Source organism: Streptomyces brevispora (assembly GCF_007829885.1).
GTDB lineage: Bacteria > Actinomycetota > Actinomycetes > Streptomycetales > Streptomycetaceae > Streptomyces > Streptomyces brevispora.
The window spans coordinates 2,158,654-2,183,408 of the sequence record NZ_VIWW01000001.1 but is presented as its reverse complement, the minus strand read 5'-3'; the positions used below and the strand labels follow the sequence as shown (position 1 = coordinate 2,183,408).

Genomic DNA, 24,755 nt, shown 5'->3' with positions numbered 1-24,755 from the left:
GGCGCGGGGCCCGGGACTCAGCTGGTGCGGCCCTTGGGCGCGGGGCCCGGGGATCAGCTGGTGCGGCCCTTGGCGTCGAACGCCTTCATCCGGTCCAGTACCCCGTCCGCGGTGGGGTGCATCATCTGGTCCACGATCGCCCCGTCCGCGAGGAAGATCACCCGGTCCGCGTAGGAGGCCGCCGCCGGGTCGTGGGTCACCATCACCACGGTCTGGCCCAGGTCGCGCACCGAGTTGCGCAGGAAGCCGAGGACCTCGGCGCCGGAGCGCGAGTCCAGGTTCCCGGTCGGCTCGTCACCGAAGATGATCTCCGGCTGCGAGGCCAGGGCGCGGGCCACCGCGACGCGCTGCTGCTGGCCGCCGGAGAGCTCGGTGGGCCGGTGCTTCAGCCGGTCGGCGAGGCCCACCATGTCGATGACCTTGCGCAGCCAGTCCTGGTTCGGCTTGCGGCCCGCGATGTCCATCGGCAGCGTGATGTTCTCCAGCGCCGTCAGCGTCGGCAGCAGGTTGAACGCCTGGAAGATGAACCCGATCTTGTCCCGTCGCAACTGGGTGAGCTGCTTGTCCTTGAGGGACCCCAGCTCCGTCTCGCCGATCTGTACCGATCCGCTGCTGAAGCTGTCGAGACCGGCCACGCAGTGCATCAGCGTGGACTTGCCGGAACCCGACGGGCCCATGATCGCGGTGAACTCGCCCTGCGGGAAGTCCACGGTGACCCGGTCCAGCGCGGTCACCTTGGTCTCGCCCTCCCCGTAGACCTTCGACAGTTCCGTGGCGCGGGCAGCCACCGCGGTGGTGCGGTGAGCGGTGGTCATGGTGGTCACGGGAAACTCCAGGGTCGGGTTCGTACGGGACGGAGAGGCCTTCGGGCCGGGTCCGGAGGAAGGCGCGCAGCCGGGGCGGCGCCTGCCACGAAGGCACTGCTCCATCGTCTCCGCCGCTTCGCCTCAGGTCGTCAGTCCCGGTGCCCGTTCCGGGGGCCGCCTTGAGTCGCACCGGAGGGTCCCCTCGTCCTCCTGCGGTATGACACCGCCCCTGAGACGGACGACGCCCCGGCAGGCCCCCGTCGCGGCGGGCGCCCCACTGCGGCGGGCCCCGGCCGACCGGACCCGGCGGCTGATGCGGACGACGTGCTCGTCACCGTGCTGCCCGGGCATGGCACAGTGTTCATGATCACAAACGCGGTCCCGGCGGACCCGGAGGGCCTGGCACGCGCCCGGTTCCGCGCCGCGTCGACGACACCGTCACCCGGCAGGGGTGGCGCGCCCCTGGCGATCCATGGCGCGCTCCTGGCGTATCGACTGTGTGGGTGCGGCGAATTTCCGTCAATTCGGATCGCCGGTCGCCGCGCCCACAACCCTGCCAGGCGTGTGGCTATGCCTCCCAGGTGTGCTGACGCACCCTCAAACGGTCAATAAAATAAGACAACATCGAGCCACTGTTCGGCTGATCGGGGGAGCCCCACGGATAGGGTCATGTGCCAACGCGGAGCCGCGCGCCAAGCCCGGATGGTGGAATGCAGACACGGCGAGCTTAAACCTCGCTGCCCCTCGGGGGCGTGCCGGTTCGAGTCCGGCTCCGGGCACCATCGCGCGCACATGGGCGGTCCCGCATACGGGTCCGTTCCCGATATCTCCCTTTTGGGTAGTGGGCGCGCCATTTCCTCGATATCTCGCTGTGGGGTCGTACATCGCGGAGCGGAAGAACAAGGCCGGCGAGGTCGCGAGCCATCGGATGAAGTGGTGGCCGGGGCGGCGCCCTCGACGGCTTCCGCACTCGCCGCCGCCGTGACGGCCCGAGCACTCGAGCCGCTGTGATGGCCCCAGCGCTCGCAGCCGTTGGCGACCGGGCAGGCGTGAACTCCCGGGTGTGAGTGGCGGGCCGTTCCAGGAACTCCGCGGCCTCTCGGCACCCTGTCGCGCAGGCAGCTGTACCTCCCGGACAACGCCCGGCGGAACGTGGCGGTCGGGGAGGACATCCGTACGCTGCCGGTGCGTGCCCGGATGCGCCGTCAGGACCTGCTCAATCCCCGTTTGTCCACCGGGCGGGCCCTGCTGGCCCCGTGGCGTCTCCGAATTGGGACCTGGATTGGGCCCACGGGCCCGTGACGTCACAGGCGCCCCTCTCATAACCTCCCTGCCCTAAGGCCATACGGGAGGACAAAGCCATGCCACGGACGAGGTATCCGGAGCACATACCCAGCAGCAGACGGGGTGACCGGGGTGCCACCGCGTTCGAGTACCTCGGGACGATTCTGGTCGTCGTCTCCCTCATCGGCGGTATGGCGGTGGCCGGCCTCGGCGGGCAGATCAGCCAACGGATCCAGTGCCTTGTCGCATCGATCGGCGGCGGCAGTGGCGGCGCGTGCGACACGGGCAAGGGGGGCGAGGCGAGCGGCGATCCCAATGCCGAGTTCCAGCCCATCACCTGTGCGACGGTCACGAAGTCGGGTACCCAGGGCGGCAAGATAGGCGTCTCGTTCGAGACCCTGGGGATCGAGTTCGGCGGCGAGTTCGGCTTCGAGGAGACGACGTCCAAAGCCAATACGGACGTCAACGGGGACGGAAAGATCGACAGCAAGGACGAGGAGGTCTCGCTCACCTTCACGGACGCCGCCTCGGTGAAGGGTACGGAGAAGCCCAAGGCCCGGATCAAGTTCGGCGACGTGGGCAAGGACAAGGTCGAGATCGGCGCGGGGCTCACGGTGACCACCGGTGATACCTGGGTGTTCAACAGCCAGAAGGAAGCCGACCAGTTCCGCAAGGACCTTCAGGAGTACAAGAAGCTCAACCGGCTGAACAAGCTCTCCAACCTCAGCCCGGTCGTGGGTGGCGCCACCGAGGTCGCCAGCTGGTTCGGCAAGGGGCCGAAGGCCAAGGAGAGCCGCCTCAAGCAGAACATCGAGGACAGGCTCGGCAACAAGCACATCACCACCCAGAAGCTGAGCCTGGAGGTCGCCGCGCAGGCCGGGTTCCAGTTCGGGGCAGGGCTGAACACCCCGGACACGACCAACCCCGACGGCACGACCACCCCGGCCCCCAAGCCCGGCGCCACCATCGAGGCGGGCCTCGAGATCTCCGAGTCCCAGGAGGTCACCCTGACGCAGAACCACATCAACAACACCGACGCGTACACCTACCAGGCCAAGGCCAGCGGCGGTGCGTACGCGAAGGGTGAGGCCGGGCCGGTCAAGGCCGGTGCCGAGGCGAGCGGTTCGGCGGCGGGTGCCATCACCGTCACGGTCGACAGCAAGACCGGCAAGGTCAAGAGCATCACGATGACGCGGACCCTTGAAGGGAAGCTGGACGCCAACGCCGGTGTCAAGGGCGACGTCAACGGCAACAAGAAGGGCGGCGGGACGACCACCGAGGTCATCACGACCACCGTGCCGCTCGACGACAAGTACCTCTCCAAGGAGGAGTCCGACCGCATCAAGGCCCAGATGTTCTCCGGGCAGGGTATGAACAGTGCGTTCAACTACCTGTTCACCGGCACGCCGGTTCCGACCACGGACCCCGGCACCGATGACCCGTTCGGCCACTACGCGTTCCAGCATGGCCAGGTCAGCAAGCAGGAGTACGACGGTTCCTCCTCGTCCGAGGAGATCGGCCTCGACGTCAATCTGGAGGTGGCGGGCATCAACGGCGCCTACACCAGCTCCGAGAGCGAGAAGAACCTGCAGAAGGCCGAGTTCCTGGGGGCTCCCGCCAACGGGCAGCGCTCCTTCGTCCCGTACAGCTACTGTGCGAACTGATCGACCAGCACAAGGAGACGTGATCATGACCTACCGTTCCCTCCGCCGGACCGTGCAGGCCGTCGCCGTCACGACCGCTGTCCTCACCGCCGGCCTGACGCTCTCCGCGTGCGGCGCGGAGAAGAAGGACGCACCGGCCGCGCCCAGCGGCTGGAAGGAGCTGTCGGGGCCGACTGTGTCGCTCTCCTATCCGGCCGGTCTCACCGAGCAGAGCAAGGCGGAGCGCGGCAAGCTCAACGACGCCGCGGCTCTCCGCAGCGAGGGGGGCCGCCCCACGGTCAAGGTGTCGATCCAGAGCGGCTTCGCCAACGCCTCGAACGGGGACGACGCGGCCTCGGTCGGCCGGGCCCTCCTCATGGCGACCACCGAGGTGAAGGACACCAAGGACGCCGGTATCAAGGGCGCGGAGGGCGCGAAGCGCATCGACTTCAGCTACACCGGTACGGGTGTGCCGCAGTCGCCCCCGAAGGGTGCCGAGGTCAACGGCGTCGTCGTCACGGGCGTCGACTCCGCGGGGAAGATCTACTCCGTTCGCATCGACGCCCAGGCGGGCAAGCTGAGCGATGCGGACCGGACGAAGATCGTCGACAGCATCAAGGTGAAGTAGTGCCCGAGCGACGGCCGATGACGAAGAGGCAGCCCGATGTCCCGATTTGACGCACACCGCGGGTACGCTCCCGCCCCCGCCCCCGCCGGGGACAGGCCGCGGCTGTTGGACCTGATGCTGCCCTGGGCCGCGGGGATACTGGTGACCCTGATCGCGGAGCTGGCCGTCGCGGTGGTCGTATGGGACTGGGTGGCGGGTGACGACCCGTCGAACGTGGCCTCGCCCGCCCGTACCATCCTGTTCCTGCACCTGCCGTCCGCTCTCTGCTTCGCGTTCGGCACCTGGGCCGCGGCGGCCCTGCACCGCTCGCCGTCACGGGATTCGCGCGTACGGCACGGCCTCGCCGCCTTCGCACCCGCCGTTGCCCTGCAACTGGTGATCTACGTGTCCCAGGGGAGCGACCTCACGGTCATCACCTTCCTGGTCCAGCTGGCGGTTCTGCTGGTGGGCTGCGCGGTGGGCTTCCTCGTCGACAGGCTGCGCAACGGCTAGTGCCGCGACCGGCGCACATCGCCGGTCGCGGCACCGGCGGGAAGCACGGGGCAAGACATCAACGGACCAAGGAAGCCATGAACACCTCGTACGTACTCATCGGTGTGGTCGCCCTGGTGGCGCTCAGGTCCCTGGGGCGGACCGCTCAGCAACTGCGCGGGGCGCGCTCCGGTGTCTCCGCGCCGGCGCGCTGCATCCGGGTGTACGAGCGCGACACGGCGACCGGCTCGTCGAACGACCGGCGGGCCTGGCACGTCTTCGCGTTCACCGCGCAGAACGGGGAGTGGGTCGAGTTCCAGGACGGCAGCAACAGGCGCTTCGTCGAGGGGGCGCGGGTCACGGTGCGCTACGACCCCGCCGACCCGAAGCGAACCGCCACGCTGGCCGGCAGCCCGCGCGCGGCCCTGACCGAGGGGGCCGTCGGCCTGGTCCTGATGGCGCTCGTGCTGGTGATGTTCCTGACCGACTTCCCGCAGAACCTGTTCTCCTGACCGGTTGCCGACACCCGGCACCCGGCACCCGCCATCTGCCATCCGCCGTCCGCCATCCGCCACCCGGCACCCTCCGCCCAGCACCCGAGCAACCTTCCGTCAGCCCTGCCAGCGCCAGTAGAGACCGGGCTGGATCTGCGCGTCACAGCCGATGAATCCCAGCTTCGGATGCTGATGGTCCTTCGCGTTCCACCGGGAGGGTAGCGAGCGGTCGTCCTGGTGGAGACAGGCGTTGCCTTCTCCGGCGATCAGCCAGGCCTTCCGTTTCCAGGCAGGGCTCGACCACGGCTTACGGCTCCACTTCTGTCCCGTGTCCGCCGCTTCGCAGCGTGCCAGTCCCGCGCTGTCAGTGATTTTGGTGAGGCAGTGGCCCGCGTAGAGCCTTGACCGGATCGTTCCGTCCGATCCGAAGTCCCACTTCTGTCCTTGGGACCCGTCGCAGCTTTCGATCCGGACCGCGCCGTCCTCGGCCGCCGCCCTGACCGCTGCGAGACACTGTTCCGGCTCCCGGCCGGTGAACTCGGTGGTTCTGCCGATGTCTCCCATGATTTCCCCGGGGCGGGGATTCCGGTGCACCTGCTCGTACTGGCGATGAACCCAGTCCGCGTCATCACGCGGGAGCCGGCCGCTGTGGACCTCGGCGTTATCGCAGTCCGCGTCCGTGGGGCCGCAGAGGACTTTCGCGAGGTACCGCCGGACCGAGGCCTCCTTCTCCCTGACCTGGCCGGTATCGAGGTTGGGCTTCAACCTCGACATCGTGTATCCGAGATAGGACCGCACCGGAATCCCGGAAATGTACCCCGCCGTTCTGAAATAGCGTGCTCCGATGCCGTGGTCGGCATGGTCGAGCCGGCCGTTCAGACTGAACGCGAAGGAGGCGTTGTCGTAGTCCATGGTGAGAATCTGCTCGACCCGCTCCTGCCGGGCGAACTCGGACAGGGTCTTCAGCAACTGCTGCTCGGTGTAGCTCTCCGAGCCCTGGAAAACCTGGATCTGTTTCCGTTCCTCCAGGAACAGTCGCAACATGCTCTCCGGTGACTGACCGCCGGGAAGCCCGTCGTGCAGTCCCAGGAACGCGAGTCTCACCCTGCTGTTGTCGAGCCGGAGCGATCTGATGCCGCGGCCGTTCACCCGCAGAGTCTCCTCGGTCCAGCGGTCGGGCACTCCCGCGAGTTCCGCGTAGGCCGCTTTCACGCCGTCCTCCCGGCGCCCGACGTAGTCCCGGGCCGCCCGGCGCCTCTTTCCGTCGTCGCCCCCCGTGAGGTACATCGTCGTCATCGGGCAGCCCGCTCGGATCATCCGGCTGATATCCGGGTCGGTGAAGTAGAGGTCGTCGTCGGGATGTGCCACACCCACCAGCGTGTGCAGACATCCCGAAGGATTCCTCGGGGCTTGCCTTTCCAGGTACGACGCGGACACCGAGTCCCGGGCGGTGGGGCGGGACGCGGTGGGGGAACAGGAGAGGCTCAGTACTGTGCACAGGGCCAATGCGGCGAAGGGAAGCAGCCTCGGCATACCGCGACCTCGGGCCTCGGAATACGCGAAATCCACGGGACCGTCCTCGGGGGTCGGAGTCTGTGTGTGTCTGTGTATGCGCCTGTATGTCCATGTCCGGAGCATCTTGCAGTCCGGCGCGGCGCGCGCCCCGCATCCGACGCGCGGTCCGTCGCGGTGGCACCGAATGGGCGAAGGCGCCGGGTGCCCGACGGATGGCCGGCCCGGCCGGGATCGCGACGCACGAGAGCAGGCCGACGTACGCGGCCACTGCCCGGCCCACCGTCCGGCGTGACCGCCCGTCCCACCGCCGGCACCGCCGCCCGGCGGACGCGGAAAGATCCTCCCCTGGCACTAGGGAGTTTGTTTTGCCTACCCATTACTCTTGTTCCAAGGCCGCGCTGGGTGGCCATGGAGGAGTGAAATGAGGAGCAGCAACCCGGTCTTCTCGCGACGGGGCTTCAGCCGCGACAACGGTTACGCGAACTTCAACGCGGCACCGCAGGCCGGGGCCCCAGTAGCGGGTGCCAACCCGTACGCCACCAACCCCTACGCCCAGCCGGACGCCCAGTACGGTGCCCCGCAGGCGCCGGTGCGTTCAGGTGTGATGACGATCGACGACGTCGTCACCCGTACAGCGCTGACGCTGGGCACGGTCGTGGTCGGTGCCGCGCTCGCCTGGGCCCTGCTCCCGGTCGACGAGGCCAACCTCGGCAAGTCGTACGGCATCGCGATCGGCGCCGCGCTGATCGCCTTCGTGCTGTCGCTCGTCCAGTCCTTCAAGCGCACCCCGGTTCCCGCGCTGATCATCTCGTACGCGGCCTTCGAGGGTGTCTTCCTCGGGGTCATCTCGAGCGCCGTCAGCACGTACATCGGGCCGGGCGTCGTGATGCAGGCGGTGATGGGCACCATGTGTGTCTTCGCCGGTGTGCTGTTCGCGTACAAGATGCGCTGGATCCGGGTCACCCGCCGGTTCTACGGCTTCGTCATGGCCGCCGCGATGGGCTTCATGCTCCTGATGGTGGTCAACCTGCTGTTCGCCGCGTTCGGTGGCGGTGACGGCCTCGGCTTCCGCAGCGGTGGCCTCGGCATCCTCTTCGGTGTCATCGGCATCATCCTCGGCGCGTGCTTCCTGGCTCTCGACTTCAAGCAGGTCGAGGACGGCATCGCGTACGGCGCCCCGCGCGAGGAGTCCTGGCTGGCGGCCTTCGGCCTCACCATGACCCTGGTGTGGATCTACCTGGAGATGCTGCGCCTGCTCTCCATCCTCAGCGGCGACGACTAGAACTGTTGGTCCCGTCGGACCGCTGATCACGCGTGAACGGCCCGCAGGCTCCGTCGAAGGAGCCTACGGGCCGCTTCCGTTTCGCGGGGACGGGGGCTGCGGAAGCTCGCCGGCCGCTCTTCGCAGGCCGTACGTGTGGATGATGGCCCTCGCGTGTTCGTGGGCGAGGCCCTGTTCGCTCCGCGGCCGGCTGACCTTCTCCCGGCACCGTTGCCTGGGCATCGGCCCGTTGGCGACCGTCCTGGAGGGGCGCGTAGGGTCGCGGAGTGCTCGATACGACGCCCCTGATCATCGCCGTGGACCGATTCGCCGACCGGCTGCGCGCCGCCCCGCAGAGCAGGCTGCAGCGGGGAGCGGCGGCCGAAGGGCTGGCCGCGGCCAGACAACTGGCGGTGCGGGCCCAGCACATCGAGGCGCCGGGCCGGGAGCCGAGGACCATGCCGGACGCCGGGATCTTCGCGATCGGCGACCAACTCGCCGTCGCGGGGCGGGATCTGGCCGTGGCATTGGAAATGGCCCCGTCAGCGGAGCTGGACGAGGCCGTGCTGTTCGTCGAGGAAGCGACCGCGCGGGCGTTCGCCTAGGCGGTACGGGCTCGGTGCGTGCGGTGTCCTTGCATGAGGTGGCCCGCGGCAGCGGCCGGCGAGGGCCGCGGTATCGGGGGAGGGGCCGGACGACCGGTCCGCGGGCTAGAAGCTCGCGATGACGCGGTCGGCCAGTATGTAGACATTGTCCCTGCCGCACGAGAACGTCAGCGCGTACGCACCGGAGACGCCGGAACCGCCCAGCAGCACCGGGTGCTCACCGGACCGCAGCGACTCGGCCAGACGCTCGGCCGTCTCACGGTGGCCGGGGGTCATGCAGAGCGTGGTGCCGTCGGCGAAGACGTAGACGTCGAGGGTGCCGAGCGGGCCGGGGCGCACGTCGGAGAGTTCCGTACGACTGTCGGCGAGCTCTTCGAGGCGGTTCACTGTACGCTCGTGATCGGTGACAACGGGTGTCTGAACCGGCACGAAGTCGGGGTGCGAGGGATGACGGCGACGGGCCGCGGCCAGTTCGGGGGAGTCCTCGGCGAATTCCGCGATCTCCGGGAACTCGGTGATCTCGGCCAGCTCGGCCAGTTCCGTGAGCTCCTCCAGCGCCTCGGCGGCGTCGAGGTCCATCGCCTCCAGGCCGGCGAAGTCCGCCTGGCGCGGGACGAAGAACGGGGCGTCCTCGCCGATTCCGGCCAGGCCGCCCAGCAGGGACGGGGCGTCGGCGGCGTCGCGCGCCTCCTGCGTGGCCCAGAAGGCCCGCGCCTCGGCGAGCTCGCGCTCCCGCTCCTCGGCCAGCGCCTCGGCGACGGCCGCACGTATTTCAGCGGCGGGAGTGGCGTCGTGACGGGTCTGGGCGGGGACGGCGGCGGCCTGGGCGCGGCCGTCGGCCAGCTCCCTCCGCAGGGCCGATACCTGCCTACGCAGCCCGTGAGCGGCGTGCAGAGCAGCAGCGCCCACGGCCGTGGCAGCGGCGGTGGTCAGCAACAGGGCAAGAGGCATGGCGCTCACTGACATACTCCCGGTTTCAATCGATCCCCCGACTTCCTACATCAGCTTGGCCTGTACCGACACCATGTGTCAGTGCATTACGTCACGAATTGGACAGGTCTTTGTGCCTGGGGTTTAGCACTGATGTGAGTGTGACCTGCGGGAATGACTCTCCCCCAGGAGATAGGTCACATCCTGGGGGAGATTCGGTCACGGACGGGGCTCGGAACCGGCCACGCTGGCGGTCCGGAAGGCCCCGAAAGGCCCGAAGGATCCGAGGAAACGGGCCCTGCGTGGCCGCGCAGGGCCCGACGCCACGCTCAGCTCAGTCGCTCGATGACCATCGCCATGCCCTGGCCGCCGCCCACGCACATCGTCTCCAGGCCGAACTGCTTGTCGTGGAACTGCAGGCTGTTGATCAGCGTGCCGGTGATCCGCGCGCCGGTCATGCCGAAGGGGTGGCCGACGGCGATGGCGCCGCCGTTGACGTTGACCTTCTCCAGCGGCAGGCCGAGGTCCCGGTAGGACGGGATCACCTGTGCGGCGAAGGCCTCGTTGATCTCGGCCAGGTCGATGTCGCCGACACTCAGCCCGGCCCGCTTCAGCGCCTGCTTGCTCGCCTCGACCGGTCCGTAGCCCATGATCTCGGGGGAGAGGCCGGAGACGCCGGTGGAGACGATCCGGGCCAGCGGGGTCAGGCCCAGCTCGCGCGCCTTGGTGTCGGACATGATCACGAGCGCCGCGGCGCCGTCGTTGAGCGGGCAGCAGTTGCCCGCGGTGACCAGGCCGTCGGGGCGGAAGACCGGCTTCAGGCCCTGCACGCCCTCCAGGGTGACGCCCGCACGCGGACCGTCGTCCTTGGAGACCACCGTGCCGTCCGGCGTCGTCACCGGGGTGATCTCGCGCTCCCAGAAGCCGTTCTTGAGGGCTTCCTCGGCGAGGTTCTGCGACCGGACGCCGAACTCGTCCATGTCCTGACGGGTGATGCCCTTGGTCCGGGCCAGGTTCTCCGCGGTCTGCCCCATCGAGATGTACGCGTCCGGCAGCAGGCCGTCCTCGCGCGGGTCGTGCCAGCTCGCGCCGGACTCCTCGGCGCGGGCCGCGGTGCGGGCCTCGGCCTCGGCGAACAGCGGGTTGTGGGTGTCCGGCCAGCTGTCGGAGTTGCCCTTGGCGAACCGGGACACCATCTCCACACCGGCCGAGATGAACACGTCGCCCTCGCCGGCCTTGATGGCGTGCAGTGCCATGCGGCTGGTCTGCAGGGAGGACGAGCAGTAGCGGGTGACCGTACAGCCGGGAAGGTGGTCCATCCCCATCTGCACGGCGATGATGCGGCCCAGGTTGTTGCCCTGTTCGCCGCCGGGGAGGCCGCAGCCGAGCATCAGGTCGTCGATGTCCTTGGGATCCAGCTCGGGGACCTTGGCCAGTGCGGTCTGGATGATCGTGGCGGTCAGGTCGTCCGACCGCAGGTCCTTCAGCGAGCCCTTGAAGGCCCGGCCGATGGGGGAACGGGCAGCAGAGACGATCACGGCTTCGGGCATCACGCGGCTCCATGAGGGCTGGAAGGCTGGCTGGCTGGACTGCTCTGGAAGTTACCCGGACGTACTGCTGAGGTCACCCGACAGGGCGTGTGATGCGGGCCTCTTTTCTAAGCGACCGCTCAGTCAGTTGTCGGTGGCGGTGCGACGCCCCGTTCACACGGGCCGGCGGGAGGGGCCCGTGTCGGTGTCCGGACGCCGCTCCGCCCGGGTGGAGCCGCCCGGCTCCTCGTGCGGCTCCCCCTTCGCCTCCGGATCCGGGTGCGCATGCGGAGGCAGGTGGGGATGGGGGTGAGGGTGGGGGTGCGGTTCCGTGACGGCGGGCAGGCGCCGCCGCCTGCGGTGCTTGAGGAGCGCCCAGGGTGCCCGCGCCCCGGTGACCTCCGTACCGGCCTCCTTGGCCGCCTGGGACGCCGCCTTGGCCACCGGCAGCATGTCCTCGCGCCGGGCGCCGTCCAGACGGTCGGACTCCGGCCACAGCCCCAGCACCGCGCAGACGGTCGGCAGGAGCGCCATCGCGGCCGTCGCGTAGCCCTCCGCCGAGGGGTGGTAGTTGTCCGGACCGAACAGCTCCCGCGGGTTCGCCTCGAACTCCGGGCCCAGCAGGTCGCCCAGCGACACCGTGCGCCCGCCCTGTTCCACCGAACCGATCGTCTGCGCCGCCGCCAGCTGCCGGCTCACCCGCCGGGCCATCCACCGCAGCGGCTGGTAGACCGGCTCGATCGTGCCCAGATCCGGGCAGGTGCCGACCACCACCTCGGCCCCCGTCGTACGCAGCCGCCGCACCGCCGTGGTCAGACAGCGCACCGACTGGGTCGCGGGAATCCGGTGCGTCACATCATTCGCCCCGATCATGATCACGCACACGTCCGGGGGCCGGGCCGGGTCCGCCAGCAGCAGCGAGACCTGCCGCTCCAGATCGTCCGACCGGGCTCCCGGCTGCGCGACGTTCCGCAGATCCACCGGCCGCTCCGAGACGGCCGCCAGCCCCGAGGCCAGCAGCGCCCCGGGTGTCTGCCCGGCCCGGCGCACGCCCTGCCCGGCCGCCGTGGAGTCCCCCAGCAGCCCCAGCCGCAACGGGTCCGCCGGTCCGGCGAACGCCACTCCGTAGCGCCCGTCCGCGCTCGGCGGGACCGGTGCGACACCGCCGCCCACCAGCCGCTTCGCCAGCTGGACCTCCGCCAGCACGACGCCTACCGCCGCGGCGCCCAGCAGCCCGACGCTGCCGCCACCGTAGGCCGCGCCCGCCGCGATCCGCCGTGCCACCCGTGCCCTCGACACAGTCCGGTCCACCTCCTTGTTGCCGTACCGCCGTACACAGAGCTAACTGCCCCCTAGGGGCCGTCGTTCAATCGCTTCGCCCAATCTCGCGCCCGTACGCATACTCTTGCCGCACCATCTCGGAGACCCCGGAGTACACGGTGCAATTCCACGATTCGATGATCAGCCTCGTAGGCAATACCCCGCTGGTGAGGCTGCGCAGTGTGACTGCCGGCATCCAGGCGACGGTCCTGGCCAAGGTCGAGTACTTCAATCCCGGCGGCTCGGTCAAGGACCGGATCGCCCTGCGCATGATCGAGGCCGCCGAGCAGAGCGGCGAGCTGCGGCCCGGAGGCACGATCGTCGAGCCGACGAGCGGCAACACGGGCGTCGGCCTGGCGATCGTCGCGCAGCAGAAGGGATACAAGTGCATCTTCGTCTGCCCGGACAAGGTGTCCACGGACAAGATCAACGTGATGCGTGCCTACGGGGCCGAGGTCGTCGTCTGCCCGACGGCGGTCGACCCCGAGCACCCCGACTCGTACTACAACGTCTCCGACCGGCTGGTCCGTGAGACGCCCGGAGCCTGGAAGCCCGACCAGTACTCCAACCCGAACAACCCCCGCTCCCACTACGAGACCACCGGTCCCGAGCTCTGGGAGCAGACGGACGGGAAGATCACCCACTTCGTGGCGGGGGTCGGCACCGGCGGCACGATCAGCGGCACCGGCCGCTATCTGAAGGAAGCCAGCGGCGGCGCGGTCAAGGTCGTCGGCGCGGACCCGGAGGGCTCGGTCTACTCGGGCGGCTCCGGCCGGCCGTATCTCGTCGAGGGCGTCGGCGAGGACTTCTGGCCGACGGCGTACGACCGGACGGTCACCGACGAGATCGTCGCCGTGTCCGACAAGGACTCCTTCCAGATGACCCGCCGGCTCGCCAAGGAGGAGGGCCTGCTGGTCGGTGGCTCCTGCGGCATGGCGGTCGTCGGCGCCCTCGAGGTCGCGAAGCGGCTGGGGCCGGACGACGTGGTCGTCGTCCTGCTTCCGGACAGCGGGCGCGGCTACCTGAGCAAGATCTTCAACGACGAGTGGATGGCGGACTACGGCTTCCTGGAGGACCCCGGTCCCTCCGCACGCGTCGGGGACGTCCTCGACCACAAGGCGGGCCCGATCCCGACGCTCGTCCACATGCACCCGGAGGAGACCGTCGGCGAGGCGATCGACGTCCTGCGCGAGTACGGCGTCTCGCAGATGCCGATCGTGAAGCCCGGCGCGGGCCACCCGGACGTGATGGCCGCCGAGATCATCGGCTCGGTGGTCGAGCGCGAGTTGCTGAACGCGCTCTTCGCCCAGCGCGCCTCGCTCGCCGACCCGCTGGAGAAGCACATGTCGTCGCCGCTGCCGCAGGTCGGCTCCGGCGAACCGGTCGAGGACCTGATGGCGGTGCTCGGCGGTACGGGCGCGGCGGACGCGGCGATCGTGCTCGTGGAGGGCAAGCCGAAGGGCGTGGTCAGCAGGCAGGACCTGCTCGCGTTCCTCGCCAAGGACGCGACGCCGGTCGTCAAGCCGTAGGCCGTCTCCGCGACGGCCCGAGCGAGGGCTTCGCGGAAACGGTACGAGCGCGACACGTTCCCGCAGCACCGGCTTAACACGGCTCGGGCAGATTGGTGGGTGTCGGCGGGGAAACCCGCCGGCACCGATACGGCGACACGGACTACGGAGCGGCTCCCGGACCTCCACTGTCGCCCGGATGCGAGGCCGGCCCTGACCCGGACCGCGTCCCTCGCGGGGACCGCCGTTGTCCCGACCCCTGGGAAACCGGGGGTGCGGCGGTCCCCGCGATACAGCTTCGACACATCGGTGCGCGGGGATCCCGCGCACTTCGGGCACGCCGAACGTCTCGTGCGGGAGCGTCGGCACGCCCGCGACCGGGTGACCGGTCAGGCGTACGCCTCCACCCGGTGATCCGCCACGCGGCCGGTCTCAGTCCTCCCAGTCGGACTTCGGCCGCTCGTTGTCCCGGCCACGGAACAGCCGCCCCCGGCGGGCGGCCTGGAGGACGTTGACGCCGACGATCCCGAGCCAGGCCACGACCAGCCCCTGGATGCCCGCGTTGGCGACGCCGATGGCCGACAGCGGGATGGCCAGGACCAGCGAGATGATCGCGAATCCGTACCGCTCACCGAAATGCCCCAGGGGAGGCTCCGGCGAGCGCGCCCCCCTGGCGACGACGATCTGCTGCTCCGCGAGATGACGCCTGACCCGTCGGTCGAGCGTGCCGTCGAGCCGCTGTTCGACCTTCTCCAGAAACGACTCGACGAGCGCGGACTCGTACTCGGTCCCCAGCTCACTGCGGGCTTGAAGGGTGGCGTCGAGCTCCTTCTTGAGCTCGGTGTCGGGTGCGTCCATGGCCTTACGGTACGAAGCCGGGGGCGGCCGGGTCAGTGGGGCTAACCCCCCTGTTTGCACGGAGGACGAGCGCCGGGGTCGGTCGCCGGGGCCGAGCGCGTAAAGACGTCCGCAGCATCCGGGCAGGCCCGCCGGGTGAGCGGGCCTGCCCGGACGGGCCCGGCGACGGGTGGCTGCATATGGACATGCAGACGCCTTGCTGGCTGAATGGATTCGTCGGTGCCGGATGGTGGCGCGACGGACCTACCGAGGGGACAGGATGAGCGGGAGCAGCCCGGCCGCGAGGTTGCAGCAGCTGTTCGAGGGGCGCAGGCTCACCCCCACCCAGCGGCGCATCGCGCACTCGATGGTGCGCAGGGCCGGCGACGCCCCGTTCCTGTCCAGCGTCGAGCTGGCCGAACTGGCCGGGGTGAGCCAGCCCTCCGTCACCCGGTTCGCCGTCGCACTCGGCTTCGACGGGTACCCGGCGCTGCGCAGGCATCTGCGCGAGGTCACCCCGGCCGGGCCCGTCGCGGGCGGCGCGCAGGACACGTACAACGAGTACCAGCAGGCGGTGCACGCCGAGATCGAGAACCTGCGCCACCTCGCCGAGCTGCTCGCCGACCCGGCGCCGGTCGAGCGGGCCGGGCGGCTGCTCGCCGCCTCGCGCCCGCTGCCCGTGCTGGGGCTGCGCGCCGCCTCCTCGCAGGCCCGGGGCTTCGGGTACTTCGCCGCCAAGGTGCACCCCGACGTCCGGGTGCTCGACGAGGGCGGCAGCATGCTGCACGACCGGATCGACGCCGCCCGCCGGGCCGGGGCCAGTGCGCTGATCTGCTTCGCACTGCCGCGCCACCCCCGCGAGGTCGTGGACGCACTCGCGTACGCGCGGGAACAGGGACTGGCCGTGATCTCGGTCGCGGACTCCGCCTTCGCCCCGGTGGCCGCGCACAGCGATCTGCTGATCCCGGCCGCCGTCGGGACCGGGCTCGCCTTCGACACGGCGTGTGCGCCGATGCTGCTCGGGCGCGTGCTGCTGGAGTCCATGTGCGACGCCCTGCCGGACGCGCAGGCGCGGCTGGAGGAGTTCGACGCGAGGGCGGCGGCGCGGGGCCTGTTCATCGAGTGAGCACGTATCCCTCCGATTCTCAGACTTCGCTCATCCACGGCCCTTAATCTGCGCCCACGGAACGAGCACGGGACCCGTCGAGAGGGGTACGGACATGGGGCGCGGAGCGCAGTCGTTGGCGAGAGTGGCCGTGATCGTACGGGCGGGCGCGGCGCCGATGTGGTGGCCGGGGCTGCTCGCCGCGGCCATCGGGGCACTGGTGCCGGGGCTCACCGGCCGGCGCATCGGGCTGCTGACCGGGGCCGCGCTGTTCCTGGTCACGATGGCCGTCGTGGCACTGGCGCGCGGCGGGCGGTACGCCGCACTCGCCCGGGGCGCCACCCGGGCCGGCCGTACCGACTTCCTCCAGGACCGGGCCGCGACCGCGCGCAACTGGCGTCGCGGACACCGCTGGTGGCTGCTCGGGGCGTTCCTCGTGGCCGTCGCGAGCGCGTGCGTGCTGCCCGGGGCGGGCGGGCTGCTGCTCGCGGGGGCCGGGGCCGGACTCTGGGCCAAGGCCGTCCGGATCGGGCAGTGGGAGCGCCGGGACGACGCCCTGTACTGGGTGCGCACGGACCGGGTGGAGCGCGGGCGGCCCGCCGGCAAGCAGATCGAGGCGTACCGGACGACCGGGCCGGTGGCCGGGGACGCCGCGCCCGGTGGGGCGCGGCGCTCCCGCTGACGGTCGGTCAGACGTCCAGCTCGGCCTCGATCTTCCTCAGCTGGTGGCGGGCCATGGCCAGGTTGGCGCGGCCGGAGTCCAGCACCAGATAGAGGAACAGGCCGTTGTTGCCACGGGTCTTGAGCAGCCGGATCATGTGGTACTGGCCGCCCAGGGTGATCAGGATGTCCTCGATCTCGTCCTGGATGCCCAGGTGTTCCATGGTGCGGAGCTTGGCGCGTACGACGTCGGTGTTGCCCGCCGCCGCGACCTCCAGGTTGAACTCCTTGCCGCCGCCGAGGGTGCCCAGCGCCATGCCGCTCGTGTAGTCGACGAGGGCGACACCGACGGTGCCCTCGATGGACGTCATCGCTTCCTTCAGTGACGCTTCGGTGTTCGCCATGAGTGCTTGATTCCTTTCCCTGACCGGCCGCGACGGCCGGTTCCGTTTCTGTGGGCTGGAGCTCTGTGCGGTGCGGGTGGCGGTTGGCGGCCCGTGTCGCGGGGTGCCGGTGCCGCCCGCGTCATGTCGTGCGGTGGGGCAGCGTGCCGGGCTGCTGCGGGGGGCGTTGCGCCGGTGCGCGTGCGCCGGGCGCGGGCTGCGGGGTGCGTTCCAGTGCGGCGTCGACGAGCTGACCGATCCGGGTGCCGGCCCGGCGGCCCTCCAGGTGGAGCCTGCCGACGTTGATCCGGTCCTCCGCCAGCAGGGTCAGCACGGCGGACGACCCCGCGGCGTACGCCGCGATGTAGCCCGTCTCGCCCCGTACGAGAAGTTCGCGGAAGCCGCCGCGGCCGGTGGCCTCCGTCATCCGGATGGAGACGCCGAGGGCGGCCGCAGTCAGTGCGGCGACCCCTTCGGCCTCCACCCCCGGGGTGTCATGGGCGAGGACGAGTCCGTCGGTGCTGGCCGCCAGGGCGCCCGCGAGGAGCGGCACCCGCGCCCGCAGCCGCTGGAGTTCGGCCAGTACGTTCTGGACCTCGGCCTCGGGCACCATCAGCTGTCTCCTTCCGGCACGCTGTCTGAGCGCGCGTATCACAGGGCCTCCAATGCGTCTCGGAGCCGGCGCAACAGTGCGACGTCGGGGTCGGCCGTGACCTCGGGCAACGGGATCCGGGCGGCTGTGGAGCCGGCCGGGCCCGCCGGCTGCCGGACGGCTTCCACCAGCCCGGAGGCGGCCAGCCGTCGCAGGTCGACCAGGGTATGGAAAGCCGATCTGCCCAGCTCCTGGGCGATGTCCGTCGCGGTGAGCACCCCGTCCACGCGCTCCAGCACACGGCGCTGGCGCGGCGGCACGGGGGAGTCGACCGGGCGGCCGGTCCGTACGAGCGGGGCGCTGTCGGTCACCGCGTCGGGCCAGATCCGGTCCAGTAACTCCCGGCGCCGGAGCGTCTCGCGCTGCACGGCGTCCACGGGTACCGGGCGGACCGGGCCGATCCAGTGGGCGACCCCGTAACGGAAGCGGGCCGGGGTCCGGGTCGGGGCGAGGGCGAAGAACGCCGCGTCGTACAACGCGCCCAGGTGGCACAGCTCCAGCGCGCCGCCCGTCACCCGCCCGCTGTCCACGAGGTAGCGGCCGACCCGCTGTCCGGCGCCCGCCTGGGCGACCGCGTCCCACCAGCCGTCGCGGTGCAGCGCACCGCCCCGGGTGAGCAGGACGTCGATGCCGGGCGTGGCCGGGCTCTCGGCGTGCACCACCTTGCCGTCGGCGAGGTAGAGGGTGCCGCGGTCGCGCATCAGGGCGCCGGTGGCCCGTTCGGCGGCGAGGCGCTGGAGCATGGGCGATAACACCGGCAAGGCGGGGTCGGGTGGCGGGGCGGTCGTCCTCATGCCAGGACCAGCCGCTCGGCCGTCTCGCCCAGCCGGATCCGGGCCAGTGCCAGGTTGCCCTCCGCGCGGTCCAGCCACAGGTGAAGGAACACGCTGCTGTCGAACGCAGTTTCGACGAATCGGAGGATGTGGTACCCGGACCGGGTGGTGACGATGACGTCCTCGACCGGGGAGCCCGTCCCCGTGACACCCTTGCCGTCGGCGGTGGCCGGCGGCGGCTGCGGTGAACCGAGGGCGAAGGCGGGCTGCTCGGCCGCCATCCGTGCCACCTCTGCCGTCTCGGCGGCGGTGGCCTCGTGATCGCCGTTGGGCGAGTCACCGATGGTGCCGAGAGCGAGACCGCTCGTCCAGTCGACCACGGCGGCACCACGGGCACCGGGCAGTCTCATGACGTCGAGCAGGCACTCGTCGATTCCGGGCACGCGGACTCCCCTCCGACGCTGCGTGCGGCTGTGACCCTGAGGTTACGCAACGTGCTCACGCCCGGTGGAGGTTCTGGCATTTTCCATGGGTACATGCAGGTGATGGGGGAAAATACCCCGCCGCGCACCGGACGGGGGCCCTCCGGTACGCCGTCCGAGCCGCCCTGTTGACTGGAGGTATTCAGCCGATCAAGATGTGAATAGAAAATTCACAGTCGCGAGGAGGCATTGCCATGTCAGGACCCCGCCCCGTACGGGCACCGCGCGGTACCGAACTGAGCGCCCTGGGATGGCAGCAGGAAGCCGCGCTGCGGATGCTGCAGAACAACCTCGACCCCGAGGTCGCCGAGCACCCCGACAAGCTCGTCGTCTACGGCGGCACCGGCAAGGCGGCCCGCGACTGGCGCTCGTTCGACGCGATGGTGCGCACACTGCGCACGCTCAAGCAGGACGAGACGATGCTCGTCCAGTCCGGACGGCCGGTCGGCGTCATGCAGACGCACGAGTGGGCCCCGCGGGTCCTGATCGCCAACTCCAACCTCGTCGGCGACTGGGCGAACTGGGAGGAGTTCCGCCGCCTGGAGGCGCTGGGGCTCACCATGTACGGCCAGATGACCGCCGGTTCGTGGATCTACATCGGCACCCAGGGCATCCTGCAGGGCACCTACGAGACGTTCGCCGCCGTCGCCGCGAAGAAGTTCGGCGGGACGCTGGCCGGGACCATCACCCTGACCGCCGGGCTCGGCGGGATGGGCGGCGCCCAGCCGCTCGCCGTGACGATGAACGACGGCGTCGCGATCTGTATCGACTGCGACCCGCGCGCCATCGAGCGCCGCATCGAGCACCGCTTCCTGGACGTGCGCGCCGACTCCCTGGAGCACGCGCTCCGGCTCGCGGTCGAGGCACGGGACGCGCGCAGGCCGCTCTCCATCGGGCTGCTCGGCAACGCCGCGGAGCTGCTGCCGCGGATGCTCGCCGAGGGCGCCCCGATCGACATCGTCACCGACCAGACCAGCGCGCACGACCCCCTCGCCTACCTGCCGCTTGGGGTCGACTTCGACGACATGGCCGACTACGCGACCGAGAAGCCCGCCGACTTCACCCTGCGCGCCCGTGAGTCGATGGCGAAGCACGTCGAGGCGATGGTCGGCTTCATGGACGCGGGCGCCGAGGTCTTCGACTACGGCAACTCGATCCGCGGCGAGGCCCAACTCGCGGGATACGAGCGGGCCTTCGACTTCCCTGGCTTCGTGCCCGCGTACATCCGGCCGCTCTTCTGCGAGGGCAAGGGCCCGTTCCGCTGGGCGGCCCTGTCCGGCGAGGCGTCCGACATCCACAAGACCGACAAGGCGATGCTCGAACTCTTCCCGGAGAACGAATCGCTGCACCGCTGGATCAAGATGGCCGGCGAGCGCGTCCAGTTCCAGGGACTGCCCGCCCGTATCTGCTGGCTCGGCTACGGCGAACGGGACCGGGCCGGCGAGCGGTTCAACGACATGGTGGCGAGCGGTGAGCTGGCCGCGCCGCTGGCCATCGGACGCGACCACCTGGACTGCGGATCCGTGGCCTCCCCGTACCGGGAGACCGAGGCCATGCTCGACGGGTCCGACGCGATCGCCGACTGGCCGCTGCTGAACGCCATGGTCAACGTGGCGTCGGGGGCGTCCTGGGTCTCCATCCACCACGGCGGCGGCGTGGGCATGGGGCGCTCCATCCACGCGGGCCAGGTGACGGTGGCCGACGGGACGAAACTGGCGGGCGAGAAGATCCGGCGGGTGCTGACGAACGACCCGGGCATGGGGGTCGTCCGGCACGTGGACGCGGGGTACGACATCGCGGAGTCGGTCGCCTCGGACAAGGGTGTGCGGGTGCCGATGCGGGAGGACGGGGCGTGACGGCGCCGGGCGGACCGCGGTCACCCCTGTCCTTTCAGGACATGTGGCGCGAGCTCGCTCCCATCGGGCGCCACCCGGACAGCGGCGGCTACCGGCGTTACGCCTGGAGCGCCGCCGACGCCGACTGCCGTAGGTGGTTCCGGGCACAGGCCGAGGCCCGCGGGCTGACCCTGGAGACCGACCGCAACGGCAATCAGTGGGCCTGGCTCGGCGACCCCCTGGCCGGGGACGCCGTCGTCACCGGGTCGCACCTCGACTCGGTGCCGGACGGCGGCGCCTTCGACGGGCCGCTCGGTGTCGTCTCCTCCTTCGCCGCCCTCGACGAACTCCGCGGCAGGGGCGTTGAGTTCACCAGGCCGCTGGCCATCACCAACTTCGGCGACGAGGAAGGTGCCCGCTTCGGCCTCGCCTGCGTCGGCTCCCGGCTCGCCGCCGGGCAGCTGACCGCCGAGGCCGCGCACCGGCTGCGGGACGGGGACGGTGTCACGCTCCCGCAGGCCATGGAGGCGGCCGGGTACGACCCCGACGCCATCGGACCGGACCCGGAACGGCTCGCCCGTATCGGTGCGTTCGTCGAGCTCCACGTCGAGCAGGGGCGCGCCCTCGACCTCACCGGCGACCCCGTCGGCATCGCCTCCGCGATCTGGCCGCACGGACGCTGGCGGTTCGATTTCCGGGGCGAGGCCAATCACGCGGGTACCACCCGGCTCGCCGACCGGCGCGACCCGATGCTCACGTACGCCGAGACCGTGCTCGCCGCCCGCCGGGAGGCGGAGGCGGCCGGCGCCCTCGCCACCTTCGGCAAGATCGCCGTCGAGCCGAACGGCGTCAACGCGATCCCCTCCCTGGTGCGCGGCTGGCTCGACTCCCGGGCCGCCGACCAGGACACCCTGGACGCCGTCGTCACCGGGATCGAGCGGGCCGCCCGGGAACACGCCGAACGGGCCGGGATCGATCTCGACGTCGTACGGGAGTCCTTCACGCCCGTCGTGGAGTTCCGGCACGCCCTGCGCGACGAGCTGGGCACGATCCTGAAGGGCGCCGCCACCCGTGGCGACGGTCGCGCCGTCCCCGTACTCGGCACCGGAGCGGGACACGATGCGGGTATTTTGTCCGCTTCGGCCCCTACCGCCATGCTGTTCGTCCGGAACCCCACCGGGATCTCGCACTCGCCGGCCGAGCACGCCGCCGAGGACGACTGCGTGGCCGGGGTGATCGCACTCGCCGACGTACTGGAAGGTCTCGCGTGCCGCTGACAACGCAGCCCACAACGGAGCCGACAACGCAGCCGAAAAAGGAGCCGACAACGCAGCCGGCAACGGAGCCGACAACGGGGACACCGCAGGCGGCAACGCAGCCGGCGACGCCGGGCGGGCCCGTCGCCGTGACGTACTGGCTCTCCCATGCCTGGCTCGGCACCCATGTCGAGCCAGGCGTCGTCCTGGAGGTGTCCGACGGGCTGATCGCCGGAGTGCGGACCGGAGTCGACTCCCCGCCGCCCGGCGCCACCGTGCTGCGCGGGCTCACCCTGCCCGGTCTCGCCAACACCCACTCGCACGCCTTCCACCGCGCGCTGCGCTCCGCCGTCCAGGTCGGCTCCGGCACCTTCTGGACCTGGCGCGAGACCATGTACCAGGTCGCGTCCCGGCTCACCCCCGACACGTACTACGAACTGGCCCGTGCGGTGTACGCCGAGATGGCCCTGGCAGGCATCACCGCGGTCGGCGAATTCCACTATCTGCACCATGCGCCGGGCGGTACCCCGTACAACGACCCGAACTCCATGGGCGCGGCACTGATCGCGGCCGCGCGCGAGGCCGGTATCCGGATCACCCTGCTCGACACCGCCTATCTCGCCGCGGGGTTCGGCCGCCGGCCCTCCCAGTACCAGAAGCCCGATCAGCACCAGCTGCGCTTCTCCGACACCACCGCCGACGCCTGGGCCGAGCGCGCCTCCCTCCTCAAGGGCGACGAACACGCCCTGATCGGCGCCGCCATCCACTCCGTGCGCGCCGTGCCCGCCGCCCAGCTCGCCACCGTCGCGAACTGGGCGCAGGAGCGGCAGGCACCGCTCCATGTCCACCTTTCCGAGCAGACGGCGGAGAACGACGCCTGCCTCGCCGCCCACGGCTGCACCCCCACCCGGCTCCTCGCCGACCACGGGGTACTCGGCCCGCGCACCACCGGCGTCCACAACACCCATCTCACCGGTGAGGACATCGCGCTGATCGGCTCCACGGCCACCGGCACCTGCATGTGCCCGACCACCGAACGCGATCTCGCCGACGGCATCGGCCCCGCCGTCACCCTCCAGCGCGCCGGCTCCCCGCTCTCGCTGGGCAGCGACAGCCACGCCGTCATCGACCTCTTCGAAGAGGCCCGCGCGATGGAGCTCAACGAGCGCCTGCGCACCCGGACCCGCGGCCACTGGACCGCGGCCGCACTCCTGCGCGCCGCCTCCGCCGACGGCCACGCCGCGCTCGGCCGCCCCGACGCGGGCATCCTCGAACCGGGCGCGCCCGCCGACCTCGCGACCGTCGCCCTGGACTCCGTCAGAACAGCGGGGCCGGTACCCAGACTGGCTGCCGAAACAGCCGTATTCGCCGCCTCCGCGGCCGACGTACGCCACACGGTGGTCGCCGGACGGCACATCGTGCGCGACGGACATCACGCGCTGGTCGACGACGTTCCCGCGGCACTCGCGAAGGCCATCGCGGCCCTGCACCACTGAGCGGTCCCGAGGAACCGGTCAGCCCCGCGCCCCCGCCGAAGCCGACACGCAAGGAGAGCAGTCCCCCGATGACGACGACCGCCATCACCCACATCGCCGCACTGGTCACCAACGACCCCTCCCTCGGTGACAATTCCCCCCTCGGACTGATCCAGGACGCGGCCGTCGTCATCGAGGGCGACCGGGTCGTCTGGACCGGTGAATCCAGCAAAGCACCCGCCACTGACAATGCCGTCGACGCGGCCGGCCGGGCCGTGATCCCGGGCTTCGTCGACTCCCACTCCCACCTCCTCTTCGCGGGCGACCGCACCCAGGAGTTCAACGCCCGGATGTCCGGCCGGGCCTACACCGCGGGCGGCATCCGCACCACCGTCGCCGCGACCCGCGCCGCCACCGACGAGGAACTCTCCGCCAACGTCGCCCGCTACCTCGCCGAGGCGCTGCGCCAGGGCACCACGACCTTCGAGACCAAGTCCGGCTACGGCCTCACCGTCGAGGACGAGGCCCGCGCCCTGCGCATCGCCGCCCGGCACACCGAGGAGGTCACCTTCCTGGGCGCCCACATCGTCTCCCCGGACTACGCCGACGACCCGGCCGGATACGTCGACCTGGTCACCGGACCGATGCTCGACGCCTGTGCCCCGTACGCCCGTTGGATCGACGTCTTCTGCGAGAAGGGCGCCTTCGACGGCGACCAGGCCCGTGCCGTCCTCACCGCGGGCCGCGCCAAGGGCCTGCACCCCCGCGTCCACGCCAACCAGCTCGGACACGGCCCCGGCGTCCAGCTGGCCGTGGAGCTGGACGCGGCGTCGGCCGACCACTGCACCCACCTCACCGACGCCGACATCGACGCCCTGGCGCAGTCCGCCACCGTCGCCACGCTGCTCCCCGGCGCCGAGTTCTCCACCCGCGCCGCCTGGCCCGACGCCCGCCGCATCCTCGACGCGGGCGCCACCGTCGCGCTCTCCACGGACTGCAACCCGGGCTCCTCGTTCACCTCCTCCATGCCGTTCTGCGTCGCACTCGCCGTCCGCGACATGGGCATGACCCCCGATGAGGCCCTCTGGTCCGCCACCGCGGGCGGCGCCGCGGCCCTGCGGCGTACCGACATCGGGCGCATCACCCCCGGCGCCCGCGCCGACCTGGTGGTCCTCGACGCACCCAGCCACGTCCATCTCGCCTACCGGCCCGGCGTGCCGCTGGTGCACGAGGTCTGGCGGCGCGGCGAACGCACCGGCGCACGGAACCACGGCTGACACCCGATTCCGCGTCCGGCACGGAA

General features: G+C 70.9%; 23 protein-coding genes and 1 tRNA gene. 14 read left to right on the top strand and 10 right to left on the bottom strand.

The window, feature by feature from the left end; translation table 11 throughout:
* Positions 1–53: 53 nt before the first annotated feature.
* Positions 54–824, bottom strand: coding sequence for an ABC transporter ATP-binding protein (locus FHX80_RS10035; protein WP_145763879.1), 771 nt, complete (start codon positions 822–824; stop codon positions 54–56).
* Between the two features lie 678 nt (positions 825–1,502).
* On the opposite strand from FHX80_RS10035, the gene FHX80_RS10030 reads away from it, so the two are divergent.
* From FHX80_RS10030 to FHX80_RS10010, 5 genes are all read left to right on the top strand, one after another.
* Positions 1,503–1,588, top strand: a tRNA-Leu gene (locus FHX80_RS10030).
* Positions 1,589–2,167: 579 nt separating this feature from the next.
* Positions 2,168–3,754, top strand: coding sequence for a hypothetical protein (locus tag FHX80_RS10025; protein ID WP_145763878.1), 1,587 nt, complete (start codon positions 2,168–2,170; stop codon positions 3,752–3,754).
* A gap of 25 nt (positions 3,755–3,779) precedes the next feature.
* Positions 3,780–4,361, top strand: coding sequence for a hypothetical protein (locus FHX80_RS10020; RefSeq protein ID WP_145763877.1), 582 nt, complete (start codon positions 3,780–3,782; stop codon positions 4,359–4,361).
* Positions 4,362–4,397: 36 nt separating this feature from the next.
* Complete coding sequence (locus tag FHX80_RS10015; RefSeq protein WP_145763876.1) at positions 4,398–4,853, top strand: hypothetical protein; 456 nt, start codon at positions 4,398–4,400, stop codon at positions 4,851–4,853.
* Between the two features lie 77 nt (positions 4,854–4,930).
* Entirely contained in the window at positions 4,931–5,344 is a 414-nt protein-coding gene (locus FHX80_RS10010) for a DUF3592 domain-containing protein (RefSeq protein WP_145763875.1), read from the top strand.
* A 99-nt stretch (positions 5,345–5,443) separates the two neighbouring features.
* Here the strand turns inward: FHX80_RS10010 and FHX80_RS10005 are convergent, their stop codons facing one another.
* Positions 5,444–6,964 carry a ricin-type beta-trefoil lectin domain protein gene (locus FHX80_RS10005; protein WP_244318195.1) on the bottom strand — a complete coding sequence of 507 codons (1,521 nt, stop codon included), beginning with the start codon at positions 6,962–6,964 and terminating at the stop codon, positions 5,444–5,446.
* 298 nt (positions 6,965–7,262) lie between these two features.
* Between FHX80_RS10005 and FHX80_RS10000 the strand changes: the two genes are divergently transcribed.
* Positions 7,263–8,123: a Bax inhibitor-1/YccA family protein gene (locus FHX80_RS10000; RefSeq protein WP_145763873.1), complete on the top strand. Its 861-nt coding sequence runs from the start codon at positions 7,263–7,265 to the stop codon at positions 8,121–8,123.
* Positions 8,124–8,389: 266 nt separating this feature from the next.
* Positions 8,390–8,707, top strand: a complete 318-nt coding sequence (locus FHX80_RS09995) for a hypothetical protein (protein WP_145763872.1) — start codon at positions 8,390–8,392, stop codon at positions 8,705–8,707.
* A 105-nt stretch (positions 8,708–8,812) separates the two neighbouring features.
* Here FHX80_RS09995 and FHX80_RS09990 read toward each other — a convergent pair whose 3' ends face one another.
* The 3 genes from FHX80_RS09990 to FHX80_RS09980 form a co-directional block, all read right to left on the bottom strand.
* On the bottom strand, positions 8,813–9,673 hold the full coding sequence (locus tag FHX80_RS09990; protein WP_244318194.1) for a hypothetical protein: 861 nt from the start codon (positions 9,671–9,673) through the stop codon (positions 8,813–8,815).
* A gap of 293 nt (positions 9,674–9,966) precedes the next feature.
* Entirely contained in the window at positions 9,967–11,187 is a 1,221-nt protein-coding gene (locus FHX80_RS09985) for an acetyl-CoA C-acetyltransferase (RefSeq protein WP_145763871.1), read from the bottom strand.
* A 153-nt stretch (positions 11,188–11,340) separates the two neighbouring features.
* On the bottom strand, positions 11,341–12,450 hold the full coding sequence (locus tag FHX80_RS09980) for an SGNH/GDSL hydrolase family protein (protein ID WP_145767189.1): 1,110 nt from the start codon (positions 12,448–12,450) through the stop codon (positions 11,341–11,343).
* Positions 12,451–12,605: 155 nt separating this feature from the next.
* Here FHX80_RS09980 and FHX80_RS09975 point away from each other — a divergent pair, with 155 nt between their 5' ends.
* Entirely contained in the window at positions 12,606–14,015 is a 1,410-nt protein-coding gene (locus tag FHX80_RS09975; RefSeq protein ID WP_145763870.1) for a cystathionine beta-synthase, read from the top strand.
* A 411-nt stretch (positions 14,016–14,426) separates the two neighbouring features.
* Here FHX80_RS09975 and FHX80_RS09970 read toward each other — a convergent pair whose 3' ends face one another.
* Positions 14,427–14,852: a hypothetical protein gene (locus tag FHX80_RS09970; RefSeq protein WP_145763869.1), complete on the bottom strand. Its 426-nt coding sequence runs from the start codon at positions 14,850–14,852 to the stop codon at positions 14,427–14,429.
* 259 nt (positions 14,853–15,111) lie between these two features.
* On the opposite strand from FHX80_RS09970, the gene FHX80_RS09965 reads away from it, so the two are divergent.
* Both FHX80_RS09965 and FHX80_RS09960 read left to right on the top strand, forming a co-directional pair.
* Positions 15,112–15,957, top strand: a complete 846-nt coding sequence (locus tag FHX80_RS09965) for a MurR/RpiR family transcriptional regulator (RefSeq protein ID WP_145763868.1) — start codon at positions 15,112–15,114, stop codon at positions 15,955–15,957.
* A gap of 94 nt (positions 15,958–16,051) precedes the next feature.
* On the top strand, positions 16,052–16,618 hold the full coding sequence (locus FHX80_RS09960; protein ID WP_167523387.1) for a hypothetical protein: 567 nt from the start codon (positions 16,052–16,054) through the stop codon (positions 16,616–16,618).
* 7 nt (positions 16,619–16,625) lie between these two features.
* Here the strand turns inward: FHX80_RS09960 and FHX80_RS09955 are convergent, their stop codons facing one another.
* The 4 genes from FHX80_RS09955 to FHX80_RS09940 form a co-directional block, all read right to left on the bottom strand.
* A complete protein-coding gene (locus FHX80_RS09955; RefSeq protein ID WP_145763867.1) occupies positions 16,626–17,000 on the bottom strand; it encodes a hypothetical protein in 375 nt (124 codons plus the stop codon).
* Between the two features lie 121 nt (positions 17,001–17,121).
* Positions 17,122–17,592, bottom strand: coding sequence for a roadblock/LC7 domain-containing protein (locus FHX80_RS09950; protein ID WP_145763866.1), 471 nt, complete (start codon positions 17,590–17,592; stop codon positions 17,122–17,124).
* A gap of 38 nt (positions 17,593–17,630) precedes the next feature.
* Entirely contained in the window at positions 17,631–18,425 is a 795-nt protein-coding gene (locus tag FHX80_RS09945) for a transcriptional regulator (RefSeq protein ID WP_145763865.1), read from the bottom strand.
* Positions 18,422–18,847, bottom strand: a complete 426-nt coding sequence (locus FHX80_RS09940; RefSeq protein ID WP_145763864.1) for a hypothetical protein — start codon at positions 18,845–18,847, stop codon at positions 18,422–18,424. The genes FHX80_RS09945 and FHX80_RS09940 overlap by 4 nt, the downstream gene beginning before the upstream one ends.
* Positions 18,848–19,080: 233 nt before the next feature.
* Here FHX80_RS09940 and hutU point away from each other — a divergent pair, with 233 nt between their 5' ends.
* From hutU to hutI, 4 genes are all read left to right on the top strand, one after another.
* Positions 19,081–20,742, top strand: a complete 1,662-nt coding sequence (hutU, locus tag FHX80_RS09935) for a urocanate hydratase (RefSeq protein ID WP_145763863.1) — start codon at positions 19,081–19,083, stop codon at positions 20,740–20,742.
* 41 nt (positions 20,743–20,783) lie between these two features.
* A complete protein-coding gene (locus tag FHX80_RS09930; protein WP_145763862.1) occupies positions 20,784–21,998 on the top strand; it encodes an allantoate amidohydrolase in 1,215 nt (404 codons plus the stop codon).
* A 128-nt stretch (positions 21,999–22,126) separates the two neighbouring features.
* Positions 22,127–23,473: a formimidoylglutamate deiminase gene (locus tag FHX80_RS09925; RefSeq protein WP_145763861.1), complete on the top strand. Its 1,347-nt coding sequence runs from the start codon at positions 22,127–22,129 to the stop codon at positions 23,471–23,473.
* A gap of 68 nt (positions 23,474–23,541) precedes the next feature.
* Positions 23,542–24,729 carry an imidazolonepropionase gene (gene hutI / locus FHX80_RS09920; protein WP_145763860.1) on the top strand — a complete coding sequence of 396 codons (1,188 nt, stop codon included), beginning with the start codon at positions 23,542–23,544 and terminating at the stop codon, positions 24,727–24,729.
* The last annotated feature ends 26 nt before the right edge of the window (positions 24,730–24,755 follow it).